The sequence below is a fragment of the Edaphobacter sp. HDX4 genome (genome assembly GCF_036877565.1).
Classification (GTDB): Bacteria; Acidobacteriota; Terriglobia; order Terriglobales; family Acidobacteriaceae; genus Edaphobacter.
Window position 1 is genome coordinate 121351 of sequence record NZ_JAEDXW010000014.1, and the last position, 25197, is coordinate 146547.

18 protein-coding genes and 1 pseudogene are annotated in these 25197 nt (G+C 55.4%); 16 read left to right on the forward strand and 3 right to left on the reverse strand.

Annotated elements, in window-relative coordinates; genetic code table 11:
* Window positions 1–794: 794 nt before the first annotated feature.
* The 8 genes from fdhF to JAO29_RS14645 all read left to right on the forward strand — a co-directional run bounded on the left by fdhF (window position 795) and on the right by JAO29_RS14645 (window position 14054).
* Window positions 795–3803: a formate dehydrogenase subunit alpha gene (fdhF, locus tag JAO29_RS14610; RefSeq protein WP_334268981.1), complete on the forward strand. Its 3009-nt coding sequence runs from the start codon at window positions 795–797 to the stop codon at window positions 3801–3803.
* Window positions 3804–3819: 16 nt separating this feature from the next.
* On the forward strand, window positions 3820–4275 hold the full coding sequence (locus tag JAO29_RS14615) for a hypothetical protein (protein WP_334268982.1): 456 nt from the start codon (window positions 3820–3822) through the stop codon (window positions 4273–4275).
* Between the two features lie 375 nt (window positions 4276–4650).
* Window positions 4651–6099, forward strand: coding sequence for a catalase (locus JAO29_RS14620; RefSeq protein ID WP_334268983.1), 1449 nt, complete (start codon window positions 4651–4653; stop codon window positions 6097–6099).
* A 110-nt stretch (window positions 6100–6209) separates the two neighbouring features.
* Window positions 6210–6533 carry a response regulator gene (locus JAO29_RS14625; protein WP_334268984.1) on the forward strand — a complete coding sequence of 108 codons (324 nt, stop codon included), beginning with the start codon at window positions 6210–6212 and terminating at the stop codon, window positions 6531–6533.
* Window positions 6534–6560: 27 nt separating this feature from the next.
* Entirely contained in the window at window positions 6561–9740 is a 3180-nt protein-coding gene (locus JAO29_RS14630; protein ID WP_334268985.1) for an efflux RND transporter permease subunit, read from the forward strand.
* Window positions 9730–11004 carry an efflux RND transporter periplasmic adaptor subunit gene (locus tag JAO29_RS14635; protein WP_334268986.1) on the forward strand — a complete coding sequence of 425 codons (1275 nt, stop codon included), beginning with the start codon at window positions 9730–9732 and terminating at the stop codon, window positions 11002–11004. Before JAO29_RS14630 ends, JAO29_RS14635 begins: the two co-directional genes overlap by 11 nt.
* A 2-nt stretch (window positions 11005–11006) precedes the next feature.
* Entirely contained in the window at window positions 11007–12452 is a 1446-nt protein-coding gene (locus JAO29_RS14640) for an efflux transporter outer membrane subunit (protein WP_334268987.1), read from the forward strand.
* A gap of 24 nt (window positions 12453–12476) precedes the next feature.
* Complete coding sequence (locus JAO29_RS14645) at window positions 12477–14054, forward strand: multicopper oxidase family protein (protein ID WP_334268988.1); 1578 nt, start codon at window positions 12477–12479, stop codon at window positions 14052–14054.
* Window positions 14055–15141: 1087 nt separating this feature from the next.
* Here the strand turns inward: JAO29_RS14645 and JAO29_RS14650 are convergent.
* Window positions 15142–15321 (reverse strand): annotated as a pseudogene (locus tag JAO29_RS14650) (hypothetical protein); the annotation flags it as partial.
* A gap of 24 nt (window positions 15322–15345) precedes the next feature.
* On the opposite strand from JAO29_RS14650, the gene JAO29_RS14655 reads away from it, so the two are divergent.
* The 4 genes from JAO29_RS14655 (at window position 15346) to JAO29_RS14670 (ending at window position 18741) form a co-directional block, all read left to right on the forward strand.
* Entirely contained in the window at window positions 15346–16023 is a 678-nt protein-coding gene (locus JAO29_RS14655; protein ID WP_442886400.1) for a tyrosine-type recombinase/integrase, read from the forward strand.
* 623 nt (window positions 16024–16646) lie between these two features.
* Window positions 16647–17714, forward strand: a complete 1068-nt coding sequence (locus JAO29_RS14660) for a PDDEXK nuclease domain-containing protein (protein WP_334268990.1) — start codon at window positions 16647–16649, stop codon at window positions 17712–17714.
* 105 nt (window positions 17715–17819) lie between these two features.
* Window positions 17820–18554: a tyrosine-type recombinase/integrase gene (locus JAO29_RS14665; RefSeq protein WP_334268991.1), complete on the forward strand. Its 735-nt coding sequence runs from the start codon at window positions 17820–17822 to the stop codon at window positions 18552–18554.
* Window positions 18555–18585: 31 nt separating this feature from the next.
* On the forward strand, window positions 18586–18741 hold the full coding sequence (locus JAO29_RS14670) for a hypothetical protein (RefSeq protein WP_334268992.1): 156 nt from the start codon (window positions 18586–18588) through the stop codon (window positions 18739–18741).
* A gap of 493 nt (window positions 18742–19234) precedes the next feature.
* On the opposite strand, the gene JAO29_RS14675 is transcribed toward JAO29_RS14670, so the two are convergent.
* The gene (locus tag JAO29_RS14675) at window positions 19235–20176 is read right to left on the reverse strand and encodes a hypothetical protein (RefSeq protein ID WP_334268993.1); all 942 of its coding nucleotides are present in this window, start codon (window positions 20174–20176) and stop codon (window positions 19235–19237) included.
* 213 nt (window positions 20177–20389) lie between these two features.
* Between JAO29_RS14675 and JAO29_RS14680 the strand changes: the two genes are divergently transcribed.
* Window positions 20390–20554 carry a hypothetical protein gene (locus JAO29_RS14680; protein WP_334268994.1) on the forward strand — a complete coding sequence of 55 codons (165 nt, stop codon included), beginning with the start codon at window positions 20390–20392 and terminating at the stop codon, window positions 20552–20554.
* Window positions 20555–20738: 184 nt separating this feature from the next.
* Window positions 20739–22301 carry an SNF2-related protein gene (locus JAO29_RS14685; RefSeq protein WP_334268995.1) on the forward strand — a complete coding sequence of 521 codons (1563 nt, stop codon included), beginning with the start codon at window positions 20739–20741 and terminating at the stop codon, window positions 22299–22301.
* 269 nt (window positions 22302–22570) lie between these two features.
* On the opposite strand, the gene JAO29_RS14690 is transcribed toward JAO29_RS14685, so the two are convergent.
* The gene (locus JAO29_RS14690; RefSeq protein ID WP_334268996.1) at window positions 22571–22732 is read right to left on the reverse strand and encodes a hypothetical protein; all 162 of its coding nucleotides are present in this window, start codon (window positions 22730–22732) and stop codon (window positions 22571–22573) included.
* A 42-nt stretch (window positions 22733–22774) separates the two neighbouring features.
* Here JAO29_RS14690 and JAO29_RS14695 point away from each other — a divergent pair, with 42 nt between their 5' ends.
* Together JAO29_RS14695 and JAO29_RS14700 are read left to right on the forward strand one after the other, a co-directional pair.
* A complete protein-coding gene (locus JAO29_RS14695) occupies window positions 22775–23806 on the forward strand; it encodes a hypothetical protein (RefSeq protein ID WP_334268997.1) in 1032 nt (343 codons plus the stop codon).
* A gap of 82 nt (window positions 23807–23888) precedes the next feature.
* Complete coding sequence (locus tag JAO29_RS14700; protein ID WP_334268998.1) at window positions 23889–24896, forward strand: hypothetical protein; 1008 nt, start codon at window positions 23889–23891, stop codon at window positions 24894–24896.
* Window positions 24897–25197: the final 301 nt, after the last annotated feature.

A 25197-nucleotide genomic window follows, 5' to 3' on the forward strand; every position in this document is an offset into this window, starting at 1 on the left:
TGCCCGATCCCAGTAGGGGTCATTGAGGTCGGAGTAGGAAACGAAGAGTGCCCACAGCCCGCGGCCGGAGCTCCGACGCAACGTGCGTCGCCGTGCCCAGTGCTAACGACAGCAGCATTCCCGCGGAACTGCGGAAAGCAGTATAAGGGTCCATCTTGCTTCTGTCGAAATAAGTCAGGAACTTCCAGAAGGCGCGCAATCGTAGCTCCAATCTCTTCACGATGCTTTGGCGGCTGACTATCAAGCCAACGGAAGACCAGCACATGACCGCCCGGCAATCCGAGCAGAACTGGATCCCATTTGCTGGCCTCCGACGGCCATTATCCTCCACAAAACGCCGCCACTGCGAGGAAGGTAATGTTCGGGACAAGCGGCTAGCAGATAACGAATCCTTATACAAAGGAATTGCTTTTAGGCATTCAAGCTGCAGCACAATTGTCATTCATGGCACAACGAGGGAGAGAGCAACGTTGCCGAGCTCCACATTGCTTACTTGGGAAAGTACTATCCGCAACTTGCAGAACGTGTAACCGAAACTGAGAGCCTGGACGTGTCCGCTCTGACCGAGCCGCAGATCGGACAACTAACCAAACTGAGAGTTAGGTAGGACATGGGACCCTTGGGGCGCGTCCCAGGCCATTGTCTCGTCGAGTTCGGAAGATTTCGCAATTTTCGGATGAATCCGCAAGCTTTACCTGGCGCAATAACTGAGACTTGAGAACATTGGTTTCCGCGGCGCATAAGCGTTCCGGATGTAGTTTCAACACCGAGCTTTCATTCCAGGTGAGGTCAGTATGAGTACACTCGAGCTTGTAAAAACGTCAGTGGTAGGTGTTGAGGCGGCGGCGAAGGTCGGCATTTCGATTAACGGCGATTCCGTTATTGCTGCGGACGGTGAACTGCTGGTCGAAGCCGTACTCCGTCACAAGGAAATTCCTCACATCTGCTATCACTCCCCCCTGATGGGACCAATTCAGACCTGCGACACCTGCATGGTGGAAGTGGATGGGCAACTTGTGCGATCCTGCGGAACGAAGGTGACGTCCGGAATAAACGTGGTCACCGAATCAAAGCGGGCCAAGGACGCCCGCGCTGAAGCGTTTGATGTGATTCTCGGCAATCACATGCTTTACTGCACTGTCTGCGACAACAATAACGAAAACTGCCGGGTGCATAATACCGCGCTCGCTCTTAACGTTGAACATCAGGAACACCCCTTCAAACCCAAGCCTTATGAAGTAGATATGTCGAACCCGTTCTATCGCTACGACCCCAGCCAATGCATCCTCTGTGGTCAATGCGTACAGGCCTGCCAGACAGTCCAGGTAAATGAAACGCTGTCGATCGGCTGGGAGTTGGAGCATCCCCGTGTCCTTTGGGACGGCGGCATGCAGATCGGCGGCTCAAGCTGCGTCTCCTGCGGGCACTGCATTACGGTTTGCCCGTGTAACGCGTTGATGGAAAAGTCCATGCTGGGTGAGGCCGGCTTCCTGAGCGGAATGCCCAAAGAGTCTCTCAACAAGATGATCGACGTTGTGAAGGCCATTGAGCCGGAGATGGGCTATGGCGCGATCATGCAGGTTTCGCAAACCGAATCGAAGATGCGCGAGGAACGAATCAAGCAAACCAAGACCGTCTGCACATACTGCGCCGTGGGCTGCAGCTACGATGTGTGGACCAAGGACCGCAAGATCCTCAAGATTGTTCCGCAACATGGGGATGCCAATCAGATTTCTACGTGCGTCAAGGGTAAGTTCGGGTGGGACTTCGTTAATCACGAAGAACGCCTGCAGAAGCCCCTGATTCGCACGGAGAATGGTTTCCGCGAAGCCAGTTGGGAAGAAGCTCTGAGTCTCATCACGGAGAAGCTTGGGAAGATCAAGAAAGAGCATGGCCCCGATTCCATAGGGATTGTCGTTTCCTCGAAGACGACCAACGAAGATGGCTACCTGATGCAGAAGTTCGCGCGGGCCGTTATCGGCACAAACAACATCGACAACTGTTCGCGCTATTGCCAGGCACCAGCGACCACCGGGCTCTTCCGCACCGTCGGATACGGGGGGGATGCGGGGTCGATTGAGGACATCGCGAAATCGAAGCTGGTTGTGATCGTCGGCGCCAATACAGCCGAGGCGCACCCGGTGTTGGCTACTCGAATCAAGCGCGCTCACAAGCTGTTTGGGCAGCGTCTGATTGTGGCCGATCCCAGAGAGAATGAGATGGCACGCCGAGCCAATATCCACTTCCGACCACGGCCTGGAACAGATCTGGTCTGGCTTTGCGCGATGAGCCGCTACATGTTCGATCACGGCCATGCCAAGCTCGACTTCATTGCGAGGTGGGTAAACAACGAGGCTGACTTTAGGAAGAGCCTTGAGCCCTTCACGATGGAATACGCTGCTCGAATCTGCAAGGTACCTGTGGAGACATTGGAACTTATCGCGCAGGAGATGGCGGCAGCCGACACGATGTGCATCCTTTGGGCGATGGGTGTCACGCAACACATCCGGGCCTCGGACACGTCGACGGCCATCTCTAATCTTCTGTTAGCCACCGGCAACTATATGCGTCCTGGTTGCGGCGCATATCCGCTCCGCGGGCATAACAATGTTCAGGGAGCCGGAGATATCGGGGCAGCGCCGAATATTTATCCCGGTTATCAAAGCGTGAACGACCCCGAGATGCATGCGAAGTTCGAGCAGGCATGGGGAGTGCCACTTTCGCCAAACATCGGCATGAACAACCATGCAATGATGGAGGGCGCTTATGACGGCACATTCCGTGCGTTATATCTGGCTGGCGAAGATATGATCTCCGCCGACTCCAATGTCGCCTGGATAGCCGGAGCATTTGAAAAGTTGGATCTGTTTGTTGTGCAGGATATCTTCTTCTCGGAAACCTGCCGCTATGCGGATGTGGTTCTGCCCGCTGCCCCGGCCCTTGAGAAGGATGGCACGTTTACCAATACCGAACGCCGGATTCAGCGTCTCTACAAGGCTCTCCCCGAGCTCGGCGACAGTAGGGCCGATTGGAAAATCACACAGGAGATTGCTAACCGAATGGGCGCCGGCTGGAACTTCCAGCATCCATCCGACATCATGGATGAGCTGGCATCCGTGAGTCCGATCCATGCAGGCGTTCGTTACGACCGCCTTGAAGGATACAACACGCTTCAGTGGCCCGTGGCAGCGGATGGCACAGATCAGCCGATTCTGTATCTGAACGGGTTTCCCTTCCCTGACAATAAGGCGAAGTTTCATCCGGTTTCGTTCACTGAGCCTGAGGAGCAGCCGGATGAGGATTTCGACCTCTTCCTGAACAACGGACGCCAGCTTGAGCACTTCCACGAAGGCAACATGACCTACCGGGTTGGTGGCATCCGGGAGGAAACTCCGGAACGGTATCTGGAAATCTCGCAGGACCTTGCCACAGAGCGCGGCATTGAAACGGGGCGATGGGTTCGGGTGATCAGCCGGCACGGTTCTCTGGTCATTAAGGTACTTGTGACGGCCCGGGTGGAAGGCAAGCAAGTGTACCTCCCGCTGTTTTCACAGGAGGGACCGGTGAATATCCTTACTGGCTCGCATGCTGACGACGCGACGCACACGCCTGCCTATAAAGAAACCGCGGTCAAGCTCAAGATCCTTCCGAAGCAAGGCGACAATCCGCTCAGGCCCCTGAACTTCCGCTACTCAGGGAAGCCCACCCCTCAGACCGGCGTTGAAGTGGAACGGAAGTGGAAGCGCGCGGATTACCGTATGCCTGGCACACCGAAGCTCGTGCAGATTCAGCCTGCGAAATAGGAAACAGGAGAGACTTATGGCAGTCGCGGTCGATTTTCGAACATATAAACCTGAAAACTCGCGGGATGATCTCGTCCGCAGGATCGAGCATGCGCCGATCGAACATGCAGAGGCTGTGCTTGCTGCATACGACCTTCTTGAGAGGCTTCATGAGAAAGGGATCATCGATCTCTTAAATGGCGTGTTAAGCGCCGGCGATACGGTGGTGAACCATGTCGTCGATGTTGTTAGTTCACGTGAGATGGTTACGGCGCTTCGCATCGGATTGATCTTCACGAATCTACTCAGCTCGATTGATGCAGATAAGCTTCACGAGGCGATCGCCGATGCTGGCAAACAGACTCCGTCTCTCCTCACAATCGCCAAGCAAGCTACATCCAAAGATGCTCGCCGGGGAATGGCGACCGCCGTCGGATTACTAAATGTCCTCGGGGCAGCGTTGAACACCAAGCCCGGAGAGAAGCACGGATAACTAGAAAGGCGTTGGCACTATAGCGCTCGCTTAGAGCGTCCGGAGGAGTGCCAACGTGGCGCCTCAACGTCGTGATGAACTGGCTTGGATTCTGATAGCCACAACGCAACGCTCCTTCAACCAAAAGGCAGCTTGGATTGCTCCAAGAGTACCTCGGTCTGTTCCACCCTCTGCTTTACGACCAACTTACGTTGGGCATAACGAATAAGCCTGAGCGTGAAGTGCCGCCGACATGTACGGGCAACCTGTAGAAGGCAGGAACGCCGCTCGCATAACGAATTGTGCTCCGTGGGCTAACATCTCGGGTTTCCCGTTGCGGCCTGAAGTGAGGGAGCGGCCTGACAACCAACAACCAATTAAGAAAGAAGGAGAATCATGAAGAAACTGACAACAGCGTTCGGGGCTCCCGTTGATGACAACCAGAATATTAAAACCGCTGGCAAGCGCGGACCCGCCCTGCTCGAAAACGTGTGGTTCATCGAGAAGATGGCGCACTTCGACCGTGAGGTGATTCCAGAGCGGCGTATGCATGCCAAGGGTGCAGGCGCCTTCGGAACCTTTACCGTCACGCACGATATCACCAAATACACCAAGGCCAAGATCTTCTCGGAGATCGGTAAGACTACTCCGATGTTTGCCCGTTTCTCGACCGTCGCCGGCGAGCGCGGCGCAGCCGATGCCGAGCGTGACATTCGTGGTTTCGCGTTGAAGTTCTACACCGAGGAAGGCAACTGGGATCTCGTCGGCAACAACACGCCGGTCTTTTTCATCCGCGATCCGCTCAAGTTCTCCGATCTGAATCACGCGATCAAGCGCGACCCCCGAACCGGCATGCGCAGCGCGGACAATAATTGGGATTTCTGGACGAACCTTCCCGAGGCGCTTCACCAGGTCACGGTGGTTATGAGCGACCGCGGAATCCCGCGCTCCTTCCGCCACATGCACGGCTTCGGTAGCCACACCTACAGCTTCATCAACTCCGAGAGCAAGCGCTTCTGGGTCAAGTTCACCTTCAAGACCCAGCAGGGGATCCAGAACCTCACCGACCAAGAGGCAGAAGCTCTTGTTGGAACGGATCGCGAGACTCACCAGCGCGATCTGTTCGAGGCCGTCGAGCGCGGCGAGTTCCCCCGCTGGAAGCTGTATGTGCAGATCATGAACGAGGATGATGCCAACACCTACCACATCCATCCTTTCGATCTGACCAAGGTCTGGCCGCATGCGGATTATCCGCTGATCGAGGTCGGCAACATGGAGCTCAACCGCAATCCGGAGAACTTCTTCGCAGAGGTGGAACAGGCCGCCTTCTCCCCGGCAAATGTGGTTCCAGGCGTCGGCTTCTCGCCAGACAAGATGCTGCAGGGCAGACTCTTCTCCTACGCTGATACGCAGCGCTATCGTCTGGGCGTCAACTACCCGTTGATCCCGGTCAACGCTCCAAAGTGCCCATTCCACTCATACCATCGTGACGGGGCCATGCGTGTCGACGGCAACTATGGCAGGGCAACCAGCTATGAACCGAATCGTCACGGTGAGTGGCAGGAGCAGCCCGACTACTCCGAACCGCCATTGGCCATCAACGGAGCTGCTCAGAATTTCGACTTCCGTGAAGATGATAGCGACTACTACTCGCAGCCCGGCAATCTGTTCCGTATGTTCAGCACGAATGAGAAGCAGCGGTTGTTCGAGAATACGGCGCGGGCCCTTGGCACAGCCTCTAAAGAAGTTCGGGATCGTCATGTTGCGAACTGCACCAAGGCGGACACGGCATACGGAGAAGGTGTTGCAAAGGCTCTTGAGGCTTTCCTCGCGCAGCACAAGTAAGATGCTGTCATGCACGGCCTTGTAAACGGACTCACCTGGCTCCATAATGCGCAACGTATTACGGAGCCGCTTTTCCATTGCTTTCCATGAGAGGAAAGGACAGGTTCGATATGGACGCGCTTACGCCCACCTCGGCGGATATTAAGACCCAGACCTTTCGCTCCGGAGAGGAGCTGCTTCGGTCGATGGTTTGGCAGACATGCAACCGTCTGATCACCGACGTACGTATGCCTGCCATGGACGGTTGGGATCTGCTACGTCATGCGAACGCCTCCCGCCCGCACATTCCGGTGATCTTTATCTCGGCCTATCAGGACCGGGAAGCTGTTGAACGCGCCCTGTCACTGGGCGTATCGGATTTCTTGTTCAAGCCATTCGATGGAGAGGAGCTGCTACGCGCCGTCGCTACAGCGGGATTCACTGTGGACCTGTGAGTCTAACGTGTTGCAGAAGAGGATGCCATGTGGATTGTTCGCCTAGCTCTCAACCGACCCTATACGTTCGTCGTGCTCGCCCTTCTGATCTTCATGGCAGCTCCTATGATGCTTTTGCGTGCGCCGGTCGATATCTTTCCGCAAATCAATATTCCCGTGGTCAGCGTGATCTGGACCTACACTGGACTTGTGCCGTCAGAGATGGATCGCCGCATCACGTCCATCTATGAACGCGCGCTGACGACCACCGTTGCAAACGTCCAGCACATCGAATCGCAGTCCCTCAATGGTGTAGCGGTCATCAAGATTTATCTGCAGCCGCAGGCCAACGTGGACGGAGCAATCGCACAGGTCGTCGCCGAAGCACAGGCCACGTTGAAGCAGTTGCCACCCGGAATCAACCCGCCGCTTGTGATTCAGTACAGCGCGTCTACCGTGCCTATCATCCAGCTCGGACTGAGTGGCAGAGGACTCTCGGAACAGCAGCTGAACGATCTCGGCACGAACTTCATCCGTCCTCAGCTCGCCACGATACGCGGGGCCGCCGTTCCGCTGCCCTATGGTGGCAAGGTTCGACAGGTGATGGTTGACATCGATTCTTCAAAGCTCGAAGCCGAGGGTCTGGCTCCGCTTGATGTTGTCAACGCGGTGAACGCACAAAACGTGATCCTGCCCTCCGGAACCGCCAAGATCGGCGCGACCGAATACAACGTCGGATTGAATGGCACACCGACCACGATGGGGGAGCTGAACGGCATTCCAGTGAAGACGGCGAACGGAGGCACCGTCTTTCTGAAGGACGTCGCGCACGTGCGTGATGGATTCGCCGTGCAACAGAATATTGTCCGGCAGGATGGGCATCGTGGCGCGCTGCTGACCGTGGAAAAGACGGGGTCGGCATCTACCCTCACGATTGTGAGCGCGGTCCGGGCGGCGCTTCCTCGTATTGCCGCGGGGTTGTCGCCGGACTTGAAAATTACACCATTGGCAGATCAGTCCGTCTTCGTTAGGGCGGCACTGGACGGTGTGGTCCGTGAAGGCCTGATTGCTGCTTGTCTCACATCGATTATGATCCTGGTCTTTCTGGGCAGCTGGCGGAGCACGATGATCATCTGTGTTTCGATCCCATTGTCGATCCTCACTTCGCTCCTTCTGCTGAGCGCGCTCGGAGAGAGCATCAATGTCATGACCCTGGGAGGCCTTGCTCTCGCGGTGGGTGTTTTGGTGGATGACGCGACGGTTGAGATCGAAAACATGCAGCGCAATGTTGCTATGGGTAAGGAACTGCGACAGGCGATCCTGGACAGCGCTCAGGAGATCGCACGTCCAGCCTTCCTCGCGACTACGTGCATCAGCATCGTGTTCGTGCCAATGTTTTTCCTTACAGGGGTGTCGCGATATCTGTTTGCTCCGCTAGCCGAAGCTGTGGTCTTTTCGCTATTCGCCTCGTACTTCTTCTCACGAACGATTATCCCGACGCTGGTTATGTATCTGCTGCCGAAGGAGGTTGCTCGAAACAAGCAGCATGAACAAGGCCAGTCTGAACCGGGATGGTTCGATCGTCTGCATGGCAGATTTGAGCACGCGTTTGAATCAATCCAGCACAAATACGAGAGGCTGCTCTCGCAATGCATCGAATGCCGCAAGGCTTTTATTTGTCTGTTTCTAGTCTTCTGCCTTGGAAGTGTTGTCTTGCTTCCTTTCCTGGGTGAAGACTTCTTCCCGAGTGTAGATGCCGGCGAGTTCCATCTACACGTGCGTGCCAAGACCGGGACTCGTCTGGAAGATACAGCCCGGCTGGTCGACGAGGTTGACCGCTATATCCGAACCCGCATTCCTCCGAACGAAATCAGTGGCATCCTCGACAACATAGGGCTGCCGACGAGCGGTATCAACCTCTCGTACAGCAACAGTGGAACGGTCGGCGAGATGGATGCGGACATCCTGGGCTCTCTCGAGCCAAAGCATCACCCCACAGTCGATTACGTTGCAGAGCTCCGGTCGGAGTTGCCGAAGCGGTTTCCGGGCACATCCTTCTTCTTTGAACCTGCGGACATAGCCTCGCAGACACTGAATTTCGGAATTCCCGCACCGCTCGACATCCAGATCGTCGGCTCTAATGTGAACGCCAATTTCGCTCTCGCGTCCCGATTGGCGGAACAAATTAAGCACGTTCCCGGAGCGGTCGATGTTCATATCGAACAACTGGAGGATCAGCCGCGCCTGCAATACGACGTCGACCGCGTACGTGTCCAGCAGCTTGGACTTGCGGAACGCGACGTCGCTTCGAACGTCCTGATCTCGCTCAGTTCCAGCTTCCAGACGCAACCGAATTTCTGGCTGAACCCGATCAATGGTGTGTCATACAACATCGCGGTGCAGACGCCGCAGTACCGAGTTAATTCGCTGGATGCAATAGATCGCATTCCGGTCAACGTGCCCGGGAGCCCGAAGACGCAACTGTTAAGAAATCTCGCCAGCATGACGCCGCAGGAAGAGCCAGCGATCGTGACGCACTACGATGTGGCGCCGGTCATCGATATCTACGGAAGTGTCCAAGGGCGCGATCTGGGCGGTGTCTCGGCAGACATTGCTAAGATTACCGACCAGGCGAAGGAGCACCTGCCCCGCGGAGCGACATTGGTCACTCGGGGACAAGTTGCCACAATGCGCAGCTCGTTCAAGGGGCTTTATGTCGGGCTCGCGATCGCCGTTCTGCTGGTTTATCTTCTGCTCGTCGTGAATTTTCAATCCTGGACTGAGGCGTTCATTATCATCACCGCGCTTCCAGGTGCTCTTGCCGGCATCTGCTGGATTCTCCTGCTCACGCATACTACCCTGAGCGTCCCCGCACTGATGGGCACCATCATGTGCATTGGCGTGGCCACCTCAAACAGCGTCCTAGTGATCACGTTTGCAAATGAGCACTTTGCGGAGAGCAAAGATGCGCTCCGAGCGGCGCTCGAGGCGGGTGCGACCCGGCTTCGTCCCGTTCTCATGACCGCTATGGCGATGATCATCGGCATGATTCCGATGGCTCTTGGGCTTGGCGACGGTGGGGAGCAGAACGCGCCGCTGGGACGTGCCGTAATCGGCGGACTCATGTTTGCGACAGTCGCCACGTTGTTTTTTGTTCCGATCATCTTCTACATCATTCGGAATAGAACGAATAGGTCATCGAATTCGGAGGTGGAACATGCTGCTTAATGAAGCTGGACGCTCACAAGAACAGATAGCCGCTGCAAAGATACAGATGCACCCGACTACGGTTAAGTGGTTTCTTCTAGTGCCAGCAGTGCTGCTCGTATGTGGCGTCATCATGTTTGTCGTCCGCAGCCGAGAGAGCCGCGCCCTCGCGGCCGAAACCATGGCGAACGTCGCGGAGCCGGTCAGTGTCACGTACCCCGCAGAGCACGTGGTGGATGGTCAGATTTCGCTACCTGCGACGCTGCAGGCGTACGAAGATTCGCCGATTTATGCGCGCATAAGCGGGTACGTTGCACGCTGGTTAGTCGACATCGGCGCGGGAGTCCACAAGGGTCAGTTGCTCGCAGTGATCAGCGCCCCGGAGGTCGATCAGGAGCTGAATCAAGCACGCGCCATGGTCAGCCAGACTGAGGCCAACGTCACGTTAGCCGAGGTGACGGCGAAGCGCTACCAGGACCTGATCCATACAAACGCGGTGGCGCAACAGGAAGTCGACGCAAACGACCAGAACTTGAATGCGCAAACAGCGAGTCTACGGGCCGGGCAAGCCAACGTGAAACGGTTGGAGGAGTTGCAATCGTTCGAGCAGGTGACGGCCCCTTTTGACGGCGTCGTTACCCAACGATTAGTTAACGATGGGGATTTGGTCAATGCTGGAAACGGTGGCAGCGGGGCACAGCTTTTCCATATTGCCCAAGTAAGCACAATGCGCGTCTTCATCCCTGTGCCAGAGAATCTTGGAGAGCAGATCAGGTCTGGTCTGAATGCCCAGCTAACGCTACTAGAGTTCCCGCAGCGCACGTTCACTGGAATAGTCGTACGCACAAGTCACGCCATCGATCCTGGGTCGCACACCCTGCTGACAGAAGTGGACGTCCCGAACCCGACGGGCGAGCTTATGCCCGGGGCCTATGCCAACGTGCATCTGAGCCTGGCACAAGACCAGCAGGAGCTGACGGTTCCCACCGGCGCCGTTTTGTTTCAGGCTGCGGGACCGCAGGTCGTTGTGGTCGATGCGAAGAATCGGCTGGAACTGCGCAAGGTGTCGATTGGCGATGATCTCGGCAGCAACATCGAGATCACAAGCGGCCTTTCTCCTACCGACCGTATTGTCTCGAGCCCGCCAGATTACGTCGTGAACGGGATGGCGGCGAGCATCCAGTCCCAAACGGGAACTCCACAATCGAGTACGTCCGCGGATCCGGTGAGCGGTTCGGCTACAAAGAACCATTCAGGCACAGCCAATCCCGGAAAGGAGCACTGAACATGCAGCCGCTTCGATGGAACTGCAGCTCTTGGCAGTGGTTCACGGCCGCAGCTTTGCTGACCAGCATTAGCCTAAGCCTCACCGCATGCCGCGTTGGTCCTAACTACAGGCCTCCAGCCATGCCGATGCCTCCCGCATATCGCGGCGCCGGCGCGGACGCAGCAACGAGCCAGAGTTCTATCGGCGCCGGTGATTGGTGGCAGGTCTTTCAGGAGCCGCAGTTGGAGGCGCTCGAGAAACAGACCGACGCCGCGAATACCGACATTCGCATTGCGGTCACGCGCGTGGATGAGGCTGCCGCGTCTACAGGATATGCGCGTTCCTATATGTTTCCGACCATAAGCGGACAACCGGCTGCCGGCCGAATGAGAGAGGCGCAAGACAGGCCGAACAACGGTACTACGAATGGACAGGCGGCGACATACAACGACTTTCAGCTGCCCCTTGTATTCGACTTCGAGATCGATGCGTGGGGTCGCGTGCGTCGCACCGTCGAGGCCGCCCGCGCTACTCAGCAGGCTACTGCAGATGACTTCCGCTTCGTTCGCCTCACAGCAGAAGCCAGTGTGGCCATCGACTACTACCAGCTTCGCGAAAAAGATCAGGAACTGCGTGTGCTCGATAGCACAATTGCAGATCTACAGAACTCTCTCGATCTGACAACAGAGCTCTTCCATCACGGACTATCAGGCGAGCTTCAGGTCGCTCAGGCGAAGACCTTACTGGATCAGACTAGAGCCTCAGAGCAAACGCTATCGACCGGTCGGGCTCAATCTGAACATGCCATCGCTGTACTGATTGGCCGCACCGCCGAGAGCTTCTCGATTCCCGCGCAGACCGATGCACCGCCGCCTCCCGACATACCAATCGGCTTGCCTTCCGACCTACTCAAGCGCCGACCCGATGTCTTGGAGGCAGAGCGAAACGTTGCTGCCGCCAGTGCTGAGATTGGAGTTGCCAAGGCGGCCTACTTCCCGCGCCTGTCCCTCAGCGGATTGAGTGGCTTCGAAAGCACCAATGCTGCGTCACTACTTAGATGGCAGAACAGCATCGCGTCGCTGGGCGCTGGGGCCGTGGCCCCAATCTTTACGGCCGGCCGGGTTCACGCGGGTGTTCAACAGGCAACAGATGCGTACGAAGGCTCGCTCGCGCGGTACGAGAAGACGGTGCTAACCTCCTACACAGAGGTGGAAGATCAGCTCAGCGCTCTGGAATTCCTCACCGCGCAATCAAGGCTCCAGGCAGTAGCAGTTGAGGACGCGATGCGCTCCGAACAACTCGCTAACGATCGCTTTAAAGCCGGACTGGTCAGCTATCTCGACGTCGTAACAGCAGAGCAGGCAGTCCTTTTCAATCAACGAACTGCCGCCCAGATCGCTGGGGAACGTATGGTCGCTACCGTCGTCCTTATCAAGGCGCTCGGGGGAGGTTGGACCCGGTCCTAGCCGACAAGCCCAAGGGAGGATGCGATGAGCTGGACACATCGGCGGTCACGCTTCATTTTCCGCCTTTCTGTAGTCGCGCCCGCATTCCTTGTTTGGGAGTTCGCTTTCGCGGGATTCATGGGCGTAGCTGCCGCTCAATCGGTAAAAAAAATGCCGCACCTGATCGGGCCTCCGCTGCCGCCGATACCTGATGCTTTTTCGCCGGTAGAATTGCGCGCTGTCATCGATCCCCATACAGGACTCAGCGCTTTCTCCTATGCCGCACATGAGATTCCACCCGTTCTACATGTCAGCCCTGGCCATACTCTCCGCGTCGATTATCAAAACTCGATGTCTTCGCATTCCAAGGAGATCTGCATCGATGAACCCTGCAGGAATATGACGAACCTGCACTTTCACGGTCTTCACGTTTCGCCTAAATCTCCGCAGGATGACGTCATCTCGATGATGGCCATGCCCGGAGAGTCTTTGCACTATGACGTGACCGTGCCGGAGGACCAACCGCCAGGCCTTTACTGGTACCACACTCATCCTCACGGAGAAAGCTATCAGCAGGACCTTGACGGCATGTCCGGCGCGCTCATCGTCGATGGTATTGAGCGATATGCGCCAGAGGTGCGATCGATCCGGCAGCAGGTGCTCGTGCTGCGCGATGCCGTTCTGAAGCAGACAGATCCGAGTGCTCCACTCCAGCGAGCGCGAGTGAACGTATCCAATTCCTGCTCTATACAGTCCACGGAGCCGGAACGTCTGTTTACAGTCAACGGCGTGCTGCGCCCCAGCGTTGCAATTCGCCCCGGGGAACGGCAGTTCTGGCGGATCGTGAATGCATCACCGGATCTCTATGCAGATGTTCAACTAAGCAGTGGTCGTATGACAGTGATTGCCCTGGATGGAATGCCTTTGGCATTTCACGATCCACACCGGCAGGAGAAGTTGATGAGTCATGTGCCGCTCCCGCCAGGTGGCCGCGTAGAGGCGATCGTTACAGGACCACCGGCCGGAGCGGAAGCGTCGCTAATTACTCGGTGTGTGAACACCGGACCAGACGGCGACCCCAATCCGACCATGGTCTTAGCCGATATGAATGAGAAGGCGCTTTCGAGCGATTCCGGTTCCCGGCTAATCACCGCACCAGGCCAGACGGTCCACCAATTCATTGCCCCCTCAACGCTCACACTGGCCGAGAAGCGCCCTGCTGAATTCTCGACGGTCTTCACTGAAGATAAACAGGGTTTCTATATCAACGGTCAGAAGTACACTCCCGACGCCGGCCCGATGATTACCGTCCTGATTGGGGGGTATCGCCGATGGACCGTCGTTAATCGCTCGCGCGAAGCCCATCCGTTTCACATACATCAGGTCCATTTCCTCGCATATGCGAGAGACGGCGTGCGTCTTCGCAATCCCTATTGGCTCGATACGGTGAATGTTGGTCCGGGAGAGTCCCTCGATCTCCTGATGGACTTCACCGACCCGATTATCACTGGCATGTCCGTCTTTCACTGTCATCTCCTGAAACACGAAGACAAAGGCATGATGGCAAAGATCTTGTTCATCCCACCAACCTCAACACGGGAAGAGCTACCTAGGTTGAAGTGACGACTCATGACAGATATGTGCAGGAGCCGCAAGACGAGGGATGACCTAGCCTGTCGGTCAGAGGAGCCAATCGTGTGGCAGTAATCGCCTATGACGGAGTCGGACTTGGTGATCTTGCAATCCCACTTGAGATCTTCGGAAGGTACGCGACGCTAAGGGACAGCCCTGCTATGAGGTGCGTGCCTGCGGAGTCGCCAGGGAGTTTCATTCGGAGTATTGAATCTCAGGTGCAGTCAGGACTCTCTTTTGTAGCGCACGCTCAGACCGTGATCGTTCCTAAACTCGACCATCTGGATCGGTCTCCCCCCGCGTTTTTCCTCACCCTCAGTGCCGCCTCAAAACGAGGTGCCCGGATCGCTTCGATTTGTACAGGAGCCCTTGTACTGACACATGTCATGTTCAGAGCGGAGAGGTGGATTCATCTTGGCATGGGTATTGTAGTCGCCGGCAACCTCTTCATTCAGAGCGGAAGTGGTGCGGTGCGATTTGTCACGCGGCTCACGTCAGCTTCCGTGGAGGCGAACCCGCGTTCGACGCAGGAGATTCCACCCCCTGCGTCCTCGACTGGCGTTGAGGCATCCATAGATCAGATTGAAGCCGCTGCCGCTGTGCGCCACAATGTGCGAAAGGAGTATTGCTTTCGACCGAGAAGGCGAAGACGCTTCCGGCAGCGCGCACTCTTCCGTATCGTCCCTCATTTGTAGAGCTTGCACTCCCATGCAGAGAATTTTGAGGAGAATGCTCGTCGTGTACACCTCGGTTCCGCGCAGTCAAATCGCTGACACCTTGGGCCACCTCCGAGGCCTATTCCGGGAGGTCACGCCATCGAGTGATCAAGAGCGTCGCGCCCAAGAGCGGCGGGAAGTGGTCACCAAGAACCTACTTTCGAATCTGTCTCGGGTCAAAGCGCATCCTACGCTCAATACGGTTCTCGAACTTGCGGATACGTTCTCGCTGACCCTCGATGGAGCACATCGCGTCTTTGGTTACGACCTGGAAGAGCTCCAGAAATACGACTTCCGCTTGAATAGCGGACGTACCCGGATCATTGAGTCCTTTCCTCGACGAGCCATAGTCGATGCACCTCCTACATCGACTGCCCGGTCAGCGAGCCGATCCAACCGGCTCCCCAGCCGAGAACTCCGGCACCAAATAGCGCACCGAAGAGCCCAGGAATTGCGTCCTGGAATCGCCCTGACATCATGCGAATGCCAGCGAAGATCAGGCCGCCGAGGCAAATCACGGCCCCTGCGTACATGGCGAAGGTGATTGGATTCTGATGAAGCTCGATATGTCGAATGCACTTCGGCCTAGCGAGTTGTTTCCTCTCCGTTGGCGCTGTTTCCTCGAAGAGACCAACACCCTGGATATTCAGGAGACGATCTATCGAGGAAAGATTCGGCCGTACGGGAAGACCAAGGGGAGCATCACTCGGGTTCCAGTCGCCGATGTGCTCGGCATTGAGATCGTGCAATATCGGCAAGAGTGCGAAAGGAACGGTATCGACACCTCTCCGGACGCCTTCATGTTCGCAGGGCGTCTCGGCAACCCGATGGATCCGAGTAACTACCGTAAGCGGGTGCTGTACAAACTCGCGCGGGAGTTAGAGCTGCCGAAGCTGAACTTCCAGGTGATTCGGCGGACCATTGCGACGCTGGGCAAGTCCAAGGGGAACGTCAAAGATATTCAGGGCATCATGCGCCACTCAAAGGCTTCCACTACGACCGATGTCTATATGCAGTCGTTCGAGCCGGAGATGCGTATGGCGGTCAACCTGATCTTCGACGAGCTGCGAGACCATCGCCGTCCCGGTCATGCCGATAGCGGGGCACCGGCGGCAGAGCCGAAGCCAGGCAGCCCTTCCGGACGAAATGGTATGGACGAGCCTCGGTTCGGTGAGGCAGACGATATTCTTCTTCGCGGTCTGGGAGTGCGATGGGAGGGAGCTGGGGATGAGGTGGAGGGCTGAATTATGGGAGCAGTCAGGCCGCTTTGGAAGCAGTCACAGAGTTTGCGACAAAGTCGCAGAAGAGAGGAGCCCGTAAATGATTGAGATGATTGGTGGACCTGATCGGGATCGAACCGATGACCTCTTCCATGCCATTTCGGCAACCTAACGCAACTCATTGAAACAGAATGCTACAGGCCGCACTGTACGCGACTCACTACACAGAATTTTGCTCTTAATGGACCCTTAATGGACCCTCGCCAATGCGCCGAAAATATCAACGCTGGCGGTTTCGAAACCAGATACAGCTTTTAACCAGAGATTCAGATGTCTTCTGTAGGTGAAGGCCGAAGGAAATCAGACAAAATCCTCGTCCAGATCACGCGGCTTAGAGCACTCCGATCTTCGGATTATGAGGCGTTGAAACTTACAACGAAAAGGGCGTCATGTGGAGCGCTAGCTGCTAAAAGCGGCACTATGCGGGCGGAAAAGATTTGACCTATCCTCGGCAAAAAATGCGGCCAGAGAAGTTGCCTTTCGGGCAACATCCGCACCCCAAAAGTATCTGTAATATATTTAGAATCAATAGTTTTAAGCTACGACAATGTCAATTGTCGGGGCAAATCCAGTGCTATGCTCATTTCGTGGAAAAATCACTCCAAACCCCGTCCGGCTATCCGGAACTGCTGCAGGACCTGAAAAGCCGTATCCAAAATGCTCAGGTTCGGGCCGCCTTTGCCGTCAGCCGAGAGCTCGTCCTGCTCTACTGGTCGATCGGTCGGGACATCCTGGCCCGGCAGGGAACTGAGGGCTGGGGTACACGGGTTATTGAACGGCTTTCCCATGATCTCCAGAATGAGTTCCCCGGTGTGGAGGGGTTCAGCCCGCGAAGCCTCAAGTATATGCGGTCCTTTGCCGAAGCGTGGCCCGAAAAACAAATAGTGCAGCAGGTTGCTGCACTATTGCCCTGGGGCCACCATATGGTTCTCCTGGACCGGCTCAAGAATGCCGTTCTGCGGGAGTGGTACCTCCGAGCGGCGGTGGAATATGGCTGGAGCCGCAACGTCATGGTGCTCCAGATCAAGAGCGGACTGCATGAGAGGGAGGGGAAGGCTCTGACCAACTTCCACCGTGCGTTGCCGCCCCCGGACTCGGACCTCGCGGAACAGATCCTCAAAGACCCCTATAACTTCGACTTCCTGACGGTCTCGAAAAAAGCTCACGAGCGGGAGATCGAACGCGGTCTACTGAACCATCTCCGCGATCTTCTTCTTGAGTTGGGCCGTGGCTTCTCCTTCGTCGGAAGCCAGGTCCCGCTTGAAGTGGGCGACGAGACCTTCTATATAGATCTTCTCTTCTACCACCTACGGCTGCATTGCTACTTTGTGATCGAGCTCAAGACTGGGAAGTTCAAACCCGAATGGGCGGGCAAACTGAACTTCTACCTCTCCGCCGTCGATGGGCTCTTCCGCAGCGGCCCGGATGCACCGACGATTGGCCTCCTGCTCTGCGAAACCCACAGCACTGCAGTTGTTGAGTATGCCCTGCAGAACATCGCGACGCCAATCGGCGTCTCGACCTACCGTGTGACACGAGAACTGCCGACAGCTATTCGTGAAGAGCTGCCTAGCGTGGAAGATCTGCAAGAAGTCGTCACCAAGCTTCGCGGTGAAATAGAAGCCTTGCAGCAGGAGCAGCCGGATGAGCATTAGGCTCGTAATGTTGGAAGGGCGAATTGGGGCTTTGCTGTGGCGACAATTGTGCGGCAGCCTGCTGCACAATTTCCATTGTCCTATGTATAGAGAGGTGTGCTGGCAATGAGCACCTCTCTCGTTCATGTGGGACAGTCAACCGAAGAGCCTCCCTTCGCGCTCTCGCCAGCACAAGCCATTTTGAAAAAGATGGTTCTGGACTCTGTCTTGTCGATTCACTCGAAGCGCAACTATGCCAAAGCGCTCAACGATCTGTTTGCCTTCTGTGCCAGCCGGCCACTCTCCCGCGCACTGCTGATGGAGTACCGGACGACGATAGACCATCTCTCGCCCTCGACCATCAATGTCCGTTTGTCAGCAATACGGAAGCTGGTCGGAGAAGCAAAGCGCGCAGGAATGATCGGAACCGAAGAGGCGGCAACCCTGAATGACGTTCCCAACGTTCCCCAGCGGGGAACTCGACTTGGGAACTGGCTGACCCGGGAACAGGCCAAGGATCTCTTGGCCGTTCCTGACAAGTCGACCCTAAAAGGGAAACGGGACTATGTGATCCTAGCCCTCCTAGTCGGTTGTGCCCTGCGCCGAAAGGAACTCGCTTCTCTATATATAGAGGACATTCAGCTCCGAGAGGGCCGATGGGTGATCATCGACCTCGTCGGTAAGCGAGGACGAGTCAGGACGGTGGCAGTTCCGATCTGGGTAAAGCAGGGAATAAACGCCTGGATGGCTGCGGCCAAGATCGAAGAAGGTCGACTGCTGCGATCACTTTCGAAATCCGGCAAGATTCTGGGTGACGAGCTGGGAGACTGGGCCATCTGGTCAATAGGTCCCTTTTCCTGATCTTCTTCCTGTCTTATCGGGGAGACCTGTAATGAAGATGGCAGAAATGCAAAAGCTAGCCATTCGTTTGTATAAAGCTCTGGGCGAAAATCAGATGGTGGAGGCTGCATCGCTCGCATCGGACGTTTATGGCGAATGCCTGCACCACCTCGAACACCCTTCAACAGAAGTTGCCATCACGCGATAGGGGGTTGCGGTAGAGGGTGGCGGGGTGGACTCTGGAGGGTGCACCCGACTGCCTTTAGTCCTGAACAAGCAAATGAGTGATGGGGCACGGCGGGAAGACGTTCAGTACAGATTCCAAAGCGGAGCCTAATCTCTACTTTGGCAAACATATCTTGTCGCAATACGTTCGAAATGACGCCTCTAAAATAGACTTCGACAAGATCCATAGGGCTGAATGGTTAGAATATTTTTCTTCTGCAAATCATCTCTTTCTAACCGTCATTGAAGTGGGCCTGTGAAGAGGGGAGGCTCGACCTCCCTATACAACCGTCTTGGCAAGTCGCCTCGTTAGTCGGCAGTCGCCGTTCTGTTGAAATTCGTCAATTGGGAGAGGCGCAAGCGGCCGAAGAGACGGAGGAGGCTTCCTCCCTTAAGCGCTAAGTTGAGAATTAGATCCGGTTTAACCGTGACTCTTCCGAAACGTGGAATCTAGGGGCCTATGGGGCGATTGTCGATCAGCTAGACCTCTGATGCGGCTGTAATCTCATGTTTGCTTCACTCCAGGTAGATCCGAGGCGAATCAATACTTGGTCTCCTCCTAAGTACTGATTCGTCGTGAGAGAGTCGACTTCCGATTTGTCCGGTGGCGAGAGGTCGTCGTCTGGAACCGCGATCCAGAGGTCCGCCTCTTCGATCCTCGCCCCGCGAAACCGCCTCCCCTCATACCCAATAGCCGCATTAGCCCCTCGAAGTTCGATTACCCTGCGAATGGGATCGTCATAGGCATGTACAAAATCTGATCGGCTAATCTTGATCGTTCGAGATCGATCATTTCTCTTCGCAGCTGGATCATCCATCCGGAAACTGAGACCACTCGAAGAGAAATATGCTTGGCAAGCGACGCTGCAAACGGGGGCAAGATTGTCGATAGATATGATCTGTTCCGCCTGGTCCTTAGCGGTTGCCAGAGCCTGGGCATCGAATCCGTTTGAACGTCCCTTGGCCTCAAAAACGTACCAATCTCCACCATTGGAGAGTCCGATGAGGTCGGGGCGGGACTCACCTTGTCCAGCCACGATCTGATAATTCTGTGCATAGATCGCGAAGTGCAACACGCGTGGCACGCCGAACAGCACCTCAGCAAAAAGTTTGGCGAGAGTCATTCCCAGATAGAAGGAAATAGAAGTCTTTTCAGAAGGGTCCGATGCCTGATATGGCATGGTTCGACGAAGAAAACCCGAGCTTGCCTCTAACAAGTAAGCCCGCATCATCGAAGCCCGATGCAACCGCTCCAGAGCTGAATAGATTCCGTAGGCGTACTCATCTCCCGCAGCTTTTCCCGCAGTTATCGCCGCCCAGACGATTTGTGCCCACGTCACCTGAACCTCTCCATTGCCTGTGTTGATTGGCGCGAAGGTGCCGGAGAAGTTGGTGGCAAGATAGGGGATTCGAGGCATACGCTTTTGTAACATGCGCTGTCTGGCCCCGTGTACAACTGCCGGTTTGAGCTACGGCGTAACAGCCGTGTACGGTTGAGTGATTTTGCGGGAAAAGAGGTCAAGGGGAAAAACCGAAGCGGTTTTTCCCCTTGCGCCGGCTGCAGAGTCGTATTGCGGCGGCCACCCTGAAGCGGGCGTCGCCGTAGTTATGCGTCTAGCATGAGGAGGACGGTGCGAACGCCTGTATGGCACCCGATCTCGGTCTTGATCCCCAGCCGCGAGAGCTCGCCGGCGAATCATCCGCCACACATCGGACTGCAACAAGGGACGATCGGCCAGCTCACCGCCGCGTCCCTTGCTCGTGCGGATGGTGTGGACAACAATGCCTTGCAATAAGGACGCCTGTCATGCTGGGCCGCGCGTGACTTTTCTGCACTCGACCATCTTTAGTAATCAGCATAAACAGCGAGCCCAACGAAGTGGGCCACTCGCTAAGAGTTAGAATCTTCCTCACAAGTCTTTTCCCTATCCTGACGCCCCCGAATGTTAATGTCGGAGAATCCAGCTTGAGCCGAGACCGATGAGACTGCTGCGAAATAGCGGAACAGACCGTGTTGTGGATGAAATTCGACGTGACCTAACCGAGGATTCAAGTCTCGATTGCGTGTCGCAGGCATTTTCCCTCCCAGCTTTCAGCGAAATCAGTGACCTCCTTGACGGGCTTGTCGGCTGCCGTCTCGTCCTGCCGGAGATCTCAGCGGCGGATCTCAGTCTTCACGGAAGCGCAGCAGATCGCGCAACCCGAAACAAACTGATGCTCCAATGGCTGGCCGCTCGTTGCGCGCAATGGGCTGAGCGCCAGGTTGATCTTAGGAGTGTCGGGAAGATGCCGCCGCAGTCGGCGTTCGTGCTGAGACGTGGCGACTCTCTTGAAGCCGCTAGAAGCATCAGCGGAAATTGTCCTTTTACAACCGAGGGCTTTGGGCTGGCACCCGGCAATCAGATGAGCTTGATCCAGTGCTCGGACACGACCGAAGAAGCGGCTTTGATCGGCTCGTGGTTCTCCACGCTTTGGAGCGCACTTCCACCGAGCCCGGATGCGAAATTAGCGTTCATCCGCCAGCTCAATGAGGTTGCCAAGCACCGCGAACCTGCACTCATCTATTTTCTAACGCTTTTCCATCTCTTCAAGGACCGGGATGAGGAGTTCAACGAGGAGAAGGTCGTAAAGAGTGCAACCGGAATCCGCAACACTATCGTTTGGAATAAGCTTTACAAGTTTCAGCGTGATGGGGTCGTTGGAGCCATCGACAAGTTGGAGCGCCACGGCGGGTGCATTATTGCAGACAGTGTAGGTCTGGGCAAGACCTTCGAGGCTCTTGCCATCATCAAGTATTACGAGTTGCGCAACGATCGCGTGCTCGTACTCTGCCCCAAACGGCTGCGAGACAACTGGACCGTCTACAAGACGAACGACAAGCGGAACATCCTCGCTCCGGATCGGCTGAACTACGACGTTCTCAACCACACCGATCTCTCGCGCGACGGCGGGGCCTCCGGCGATATCGACCTGTCGTTCGTCAACTGGGGCAACTACGATCTCGTCGTGATCGACGAATCTCACAACTTCCGCAATAAGATCGCTCATCGCGAGCACGATTCCCGCTACGACCGTTTGATGAAAAAGATCATCCAGGCGGGCGTCAAGACCCGCGTTCTGATGCTCTCCGCCACGCCGGTCAACAATCGCCTTGCCGACCTGAAGAACCAGATCGCGTTCATCACGGAAGGCGACGACGAGGCTCTCGCTGCCGATGGAATCCAGAGCATCGAGGCGACGATCCGGCAGGCTCAGACTCAGTTCAACCGCTGGCTGATCTTGGAGGAAATCGACAGAAAGCCGAGTCGCCTGATGGACATGCTCGGCTTTGACTACTTCAAGCTTCTGGACCTGTTGACCATTGCCCGGTCCAGGAAGCACATCGAAAAATACTACGGTACCGAGGAATCGGGTCAATTCCCCCGCCGGCTGACGCCGGTGAACATCAAGGCGGATGTGGACCTGGCGGCAGAGTTCCCGCCCATTCGCGACATCAACAATGAGATTCGGCATGTCAACGGGACGAACGCATCAGGCTGCTAACACAGGATTAGGGATCGATCAGCGGTAAACAGCTAGAGTGGACCGAGGCCGTTATCGCCCAATTCAAAGTAAAGCCAGTCGTTACTCGTAATCCAGAATCCACACTAATTACCTTCCTAATCTTGTAAGCATCCATCGAAACACCGATAGACACCAGCCCGAATCTTCCGCGTCATTCCTGAACAAACCGGACAACGCGGCTTCACTGTGCCCTTCGCATAGATCAGGGTCGAGGTTGGCAGCGGAGGGCTGATCGCCAGCATATCCCGCTAGGCTTCTTCACAATCCCGCGCTTCGCCGCCAGCCTCGATCATGAGGAAGGTGGGCTTCTTCGGAACGACCTGCCACAGGGTTTCGTCGAGAGTGACGGTTCGGATGGGGTTCTCCTGCAATAAAGCATGTCGGGATTGTAGTTCAGGTGGGATAATCATTCTCTCCCCACACGACTGATCGCATCCCGTCAGAGGTGCAAGATGGATTTCTCGGGCTTAGTCAAAGGCGTACAAGACTTCTGGGACTTCATCTGGCCGCCGATCTTCTGTCTGATTGCGCTGATAGGCATCCCCAATTATGTCGCGCCGCTTACATTCGCCAAGATTCTAGCCAAGCTAGCGGCTTTGAAGCCTGACAACCAACGTCAGATCCGATTCGTAAAGGTCTCTAAGCGCTTTGGATTCGACAAACTTCTTCCGATCATTTGCGCGTTCTTTCTGATTTTTTTCTTGGATGTCATACGCAACATAGTCGTGTTGGGAGGCCAGGCTATGCCGCCGGTGGTAAGTTACATACCGTCAGCCATAGTTCTTGAAAACCATCATGACTCAATGATCCAATGCTTATGGAAGACGCGAAGTGAGGCCATCCATTTACAACAAGAAGTGGCCACAAAGGCCGCTGCCTCTCTAAAAGACGCCCACTCTCTAGCGCTCAAAGATGCCGATCCCACCCATATCGATATGCGGTACGGTCTTGTAACTTTTGACGATATAGCGCAGCTAATCAACACAGCAGTCGCAGAGGCCGAAGCCCAGCACAAAGATTCTGACATCGTGAAATCACTGCATCGTGCTGAGGAGAACACGGGAACGCAGCATACGACATTCAGCGCACTGAAGTTTTTATTTGTCTATACCCTAACCATAGGTGTCATTGAACTTCGTCGATCTAACACTCGACCGCGCGTTGTCGTCAGGACATTCTTATTGCTCGGGGTAATTGTGTTCGGAACACTCGGATACTTCTTGCGCTACTTGAAGGCGTTAGAAGACGAACATTATATGAAGCGTCTTGTCGCTCGAACATACCCAATCAGCGGCTCTATGCGTTGTGACGCCTTCGATGATCAAACCAACATGGACCTAGACAATCTATACGGAAAAGCAATGAAGCGAGAACGGTCTCGCTACTACAGATGGTGGTTGCTGCAATTCCCTGACTTAAGGATTGTCGGATGGACTTGGGAACAATTGAAGCCTCCAGAGCCGGAGCCAGACCAGCACGAGTGAATACCTCCCCTCCACAAATAGTCTTTGCTCAGTGACAGAGTTGGCAATTGCCAGATCAAAGGGATGGACATCAGAATTGCGTATGCATCAAACCCTCATTATCGGAAGCCGGATCGCGGCGGGGATCATCGGAGCGTTTGCCTTTTATATGGCTTTCTTTCTATACGAAGATGAAAGAGGGCTATGGCAGAACCGGCTAGAGAATCTTTGGATGGCTGTATATGACAGGGCGAAATGCACTGACAGTACGGCGACGGCACTGTTCAATAAATTAGGTCAGATTCTGCAAGGCGCGTTTACTTGGGCTTTGGGTAAACGGCTGTTTACATTCCGGTCGATTATAGTTTCGGCAAACCTCGCCTGGGGATGTGCATTCCTCATGATGTCCATAAAGGGAGTGATATTCAATGAGCAGAATGGAGAATGGGTTCCAAGTGAACACCGCTTGCTGATGCTTATCCTTTCAATCGCTCTTCTTACCTTTGCGATGCTGCCGGGTATCTTCAGGCATGCTCTTGTGACTGCGCTTTGTTATCTTCCTATGCTCTGCTTTCTATGCGTCGTGGGAATTGAGGCATTGGTCGGATATGGCACATATGCTGTATTGCCTATAGTTCTGCTGTGGTCGGTAACCTCCACTCTTCTAACGGTCGCGGTTCTTCGGAAATTGTTCGGTTCGATATCAACATCCGTGTCCATTGTCAGAACGTTGATAACGATCGCGCTCTTATCGGCAGTCCTCGTTTTGATAGCCTTCTCGCCATACTTTATCTATGCGATCTTCATGACCAGTCTATGGGACACAAAGATTGGTGATTCGCTAATCAATTTTGGCTATCTATTGCAGTTGATGAATGCAGCTTTGATCTTGGCGTGTGGTGGTTCGATCATCATGCTTGGAGTGATCCTCCTGCATAAGGCCCTGTGGCCAATCTTGAGCCGAACAATATACTCGCTCGCGGAAAACACACTCGTCTCGAACAAGAAGGTTTTGTCATCGATTGGCACACTCTGCATTACATATGCATTCAACGTCTCTCATGTCGGCATCAAGGAGATCTTGAAACTTTTTGGATATACATCGCCATAAGGCGATCTTGAGCACGCGGCGACGTGAGCGCAGTTCGTGGCCTTTGGCCACAATTTGTCAGCGCGGATGGCGTCGGGCGGTGGAATCGAACCACATTCGGAGTGAGCATAGCGTCCTATGCGCTCCAGCACCGTGCTAGACCAACCTTCAGGATTTTGACTTCTTCTTTTTCCAACGAGCTTTGGCGGCTTTCCCGAGCAAGGCGTGACCGGCATTGCCACCCAGCATGTTCGATGAAGGCCCACACCGTACCGGGAATGCTGCTACAAACTGTTCCCAATTGCGGTAGGTAGGCAACGGC

Coding starts and splice junctions, on each gene's coding strand:
- fdhF (WP_334268981.1), top strand. CDS start 795: ATGAGTACACTCGAGCTTGTAAAAACGTCAGTGGTAGGTGTTGAGGCG.
- JAO29_RS14615 (WP_334268982.1), top strand. CDS start 3,820: ATGGCAGTCGCGGTCGATTTTCGAACATATAAACCTGAAAACTCGCGG.
- JAO29_RS14620 (WP_334268983.1), top strand. CDS start 4,651: ATGAAGAAACTGACAACAGCGTTCGGGGCTCCCGTTGATGACAACCAG.
- JAO29_RS14625 (WP_334268984.1), top strand. CDS start 6,210: ATGGACGCGCTTACGCCCACCTCGGCGGATATTAAGACCCAGACCTTT.
- JAO29_RS14630 (WP_334268985.1), top strand. CDS start 6,561: ATGTGGATTGTTCGCCTAGCTCTCAACCGACCCTATACGTTCGTCGTG.
- JAO29_RS14635 (WP_334268986.1), top strand. CDS start 9,730: ATGCTGCTTAATGAAGCTGGACGCTCACAAGAACAGATAGCCGCTGCA.
- JAO29_RS14640 (WP_334268987.1), top strand. CDS start 11,007: ATGCAGCCGCTTCGATGGAACTGCAGCTCTTGGCAGTGGTTCACGGCC.
- JAO29_RS14645 (WP_334268988.1), top strand. CDS start 12,477: ATGAGCTGGACACATCGGCGGTCACGCTTCATTTTCCGCCTTTCTGTA.
- JAO29_RS14655 (WP_442886400.1), top strand. CDS start 15,346: ATGTCGAATGCACTTCGGCCTAGCGAGTTGTTTCCTCTCCGTTGGCGC.
- JAO29_RS14665 (WP_334268991.1), top strand. CDS start 17,820: ATGAGCACCTCTCTCGTTCATGTGGGACAGTCAACCGAAGAGCCTCCC.
- JAO29_RS14670 (WP_334268992.1), top strand. CDS start 18,586: ATGAAGATGGCAGAAATGCAAAAGCTAGCCATTCGTTTGTATAAAGCT.
- JAO29_RS14675 (WP_334268993.1), bottom strand. CDS start 20,176: ATGCCTCGAATCCCCTATCTTGCCACCAACTTCTCCGGCACCTTCGCG.
- JAO29_RS14685 (WP_334268995.1), top strand. CDS start 20,739: ATGAGACTGCTGCGAAATAGCGGAACAGACCGTGTTGTGGATGAAATT.
- JAO29_RS14690 (WP_334268996.1), bottom strand. CDS start 22,732: ATGATTATCCCACCTGAACTACAATCCCGACATGCTTTATTGCAGGAG.
- JAO29_RS14695 (WP_334268997.1), top strand. CDS start 22,775: ATGGATTTCTCGGGCTTAGTCAAAGGCGTACAAGACTTCTGGGACTTC.
- JAO29_RS14700 (WP_334268998.1), top strand. CDS start 23,889: ATGCATCAAACCCTCATTATCGGAAGCCGGATCGCGGCGGGGATCATC.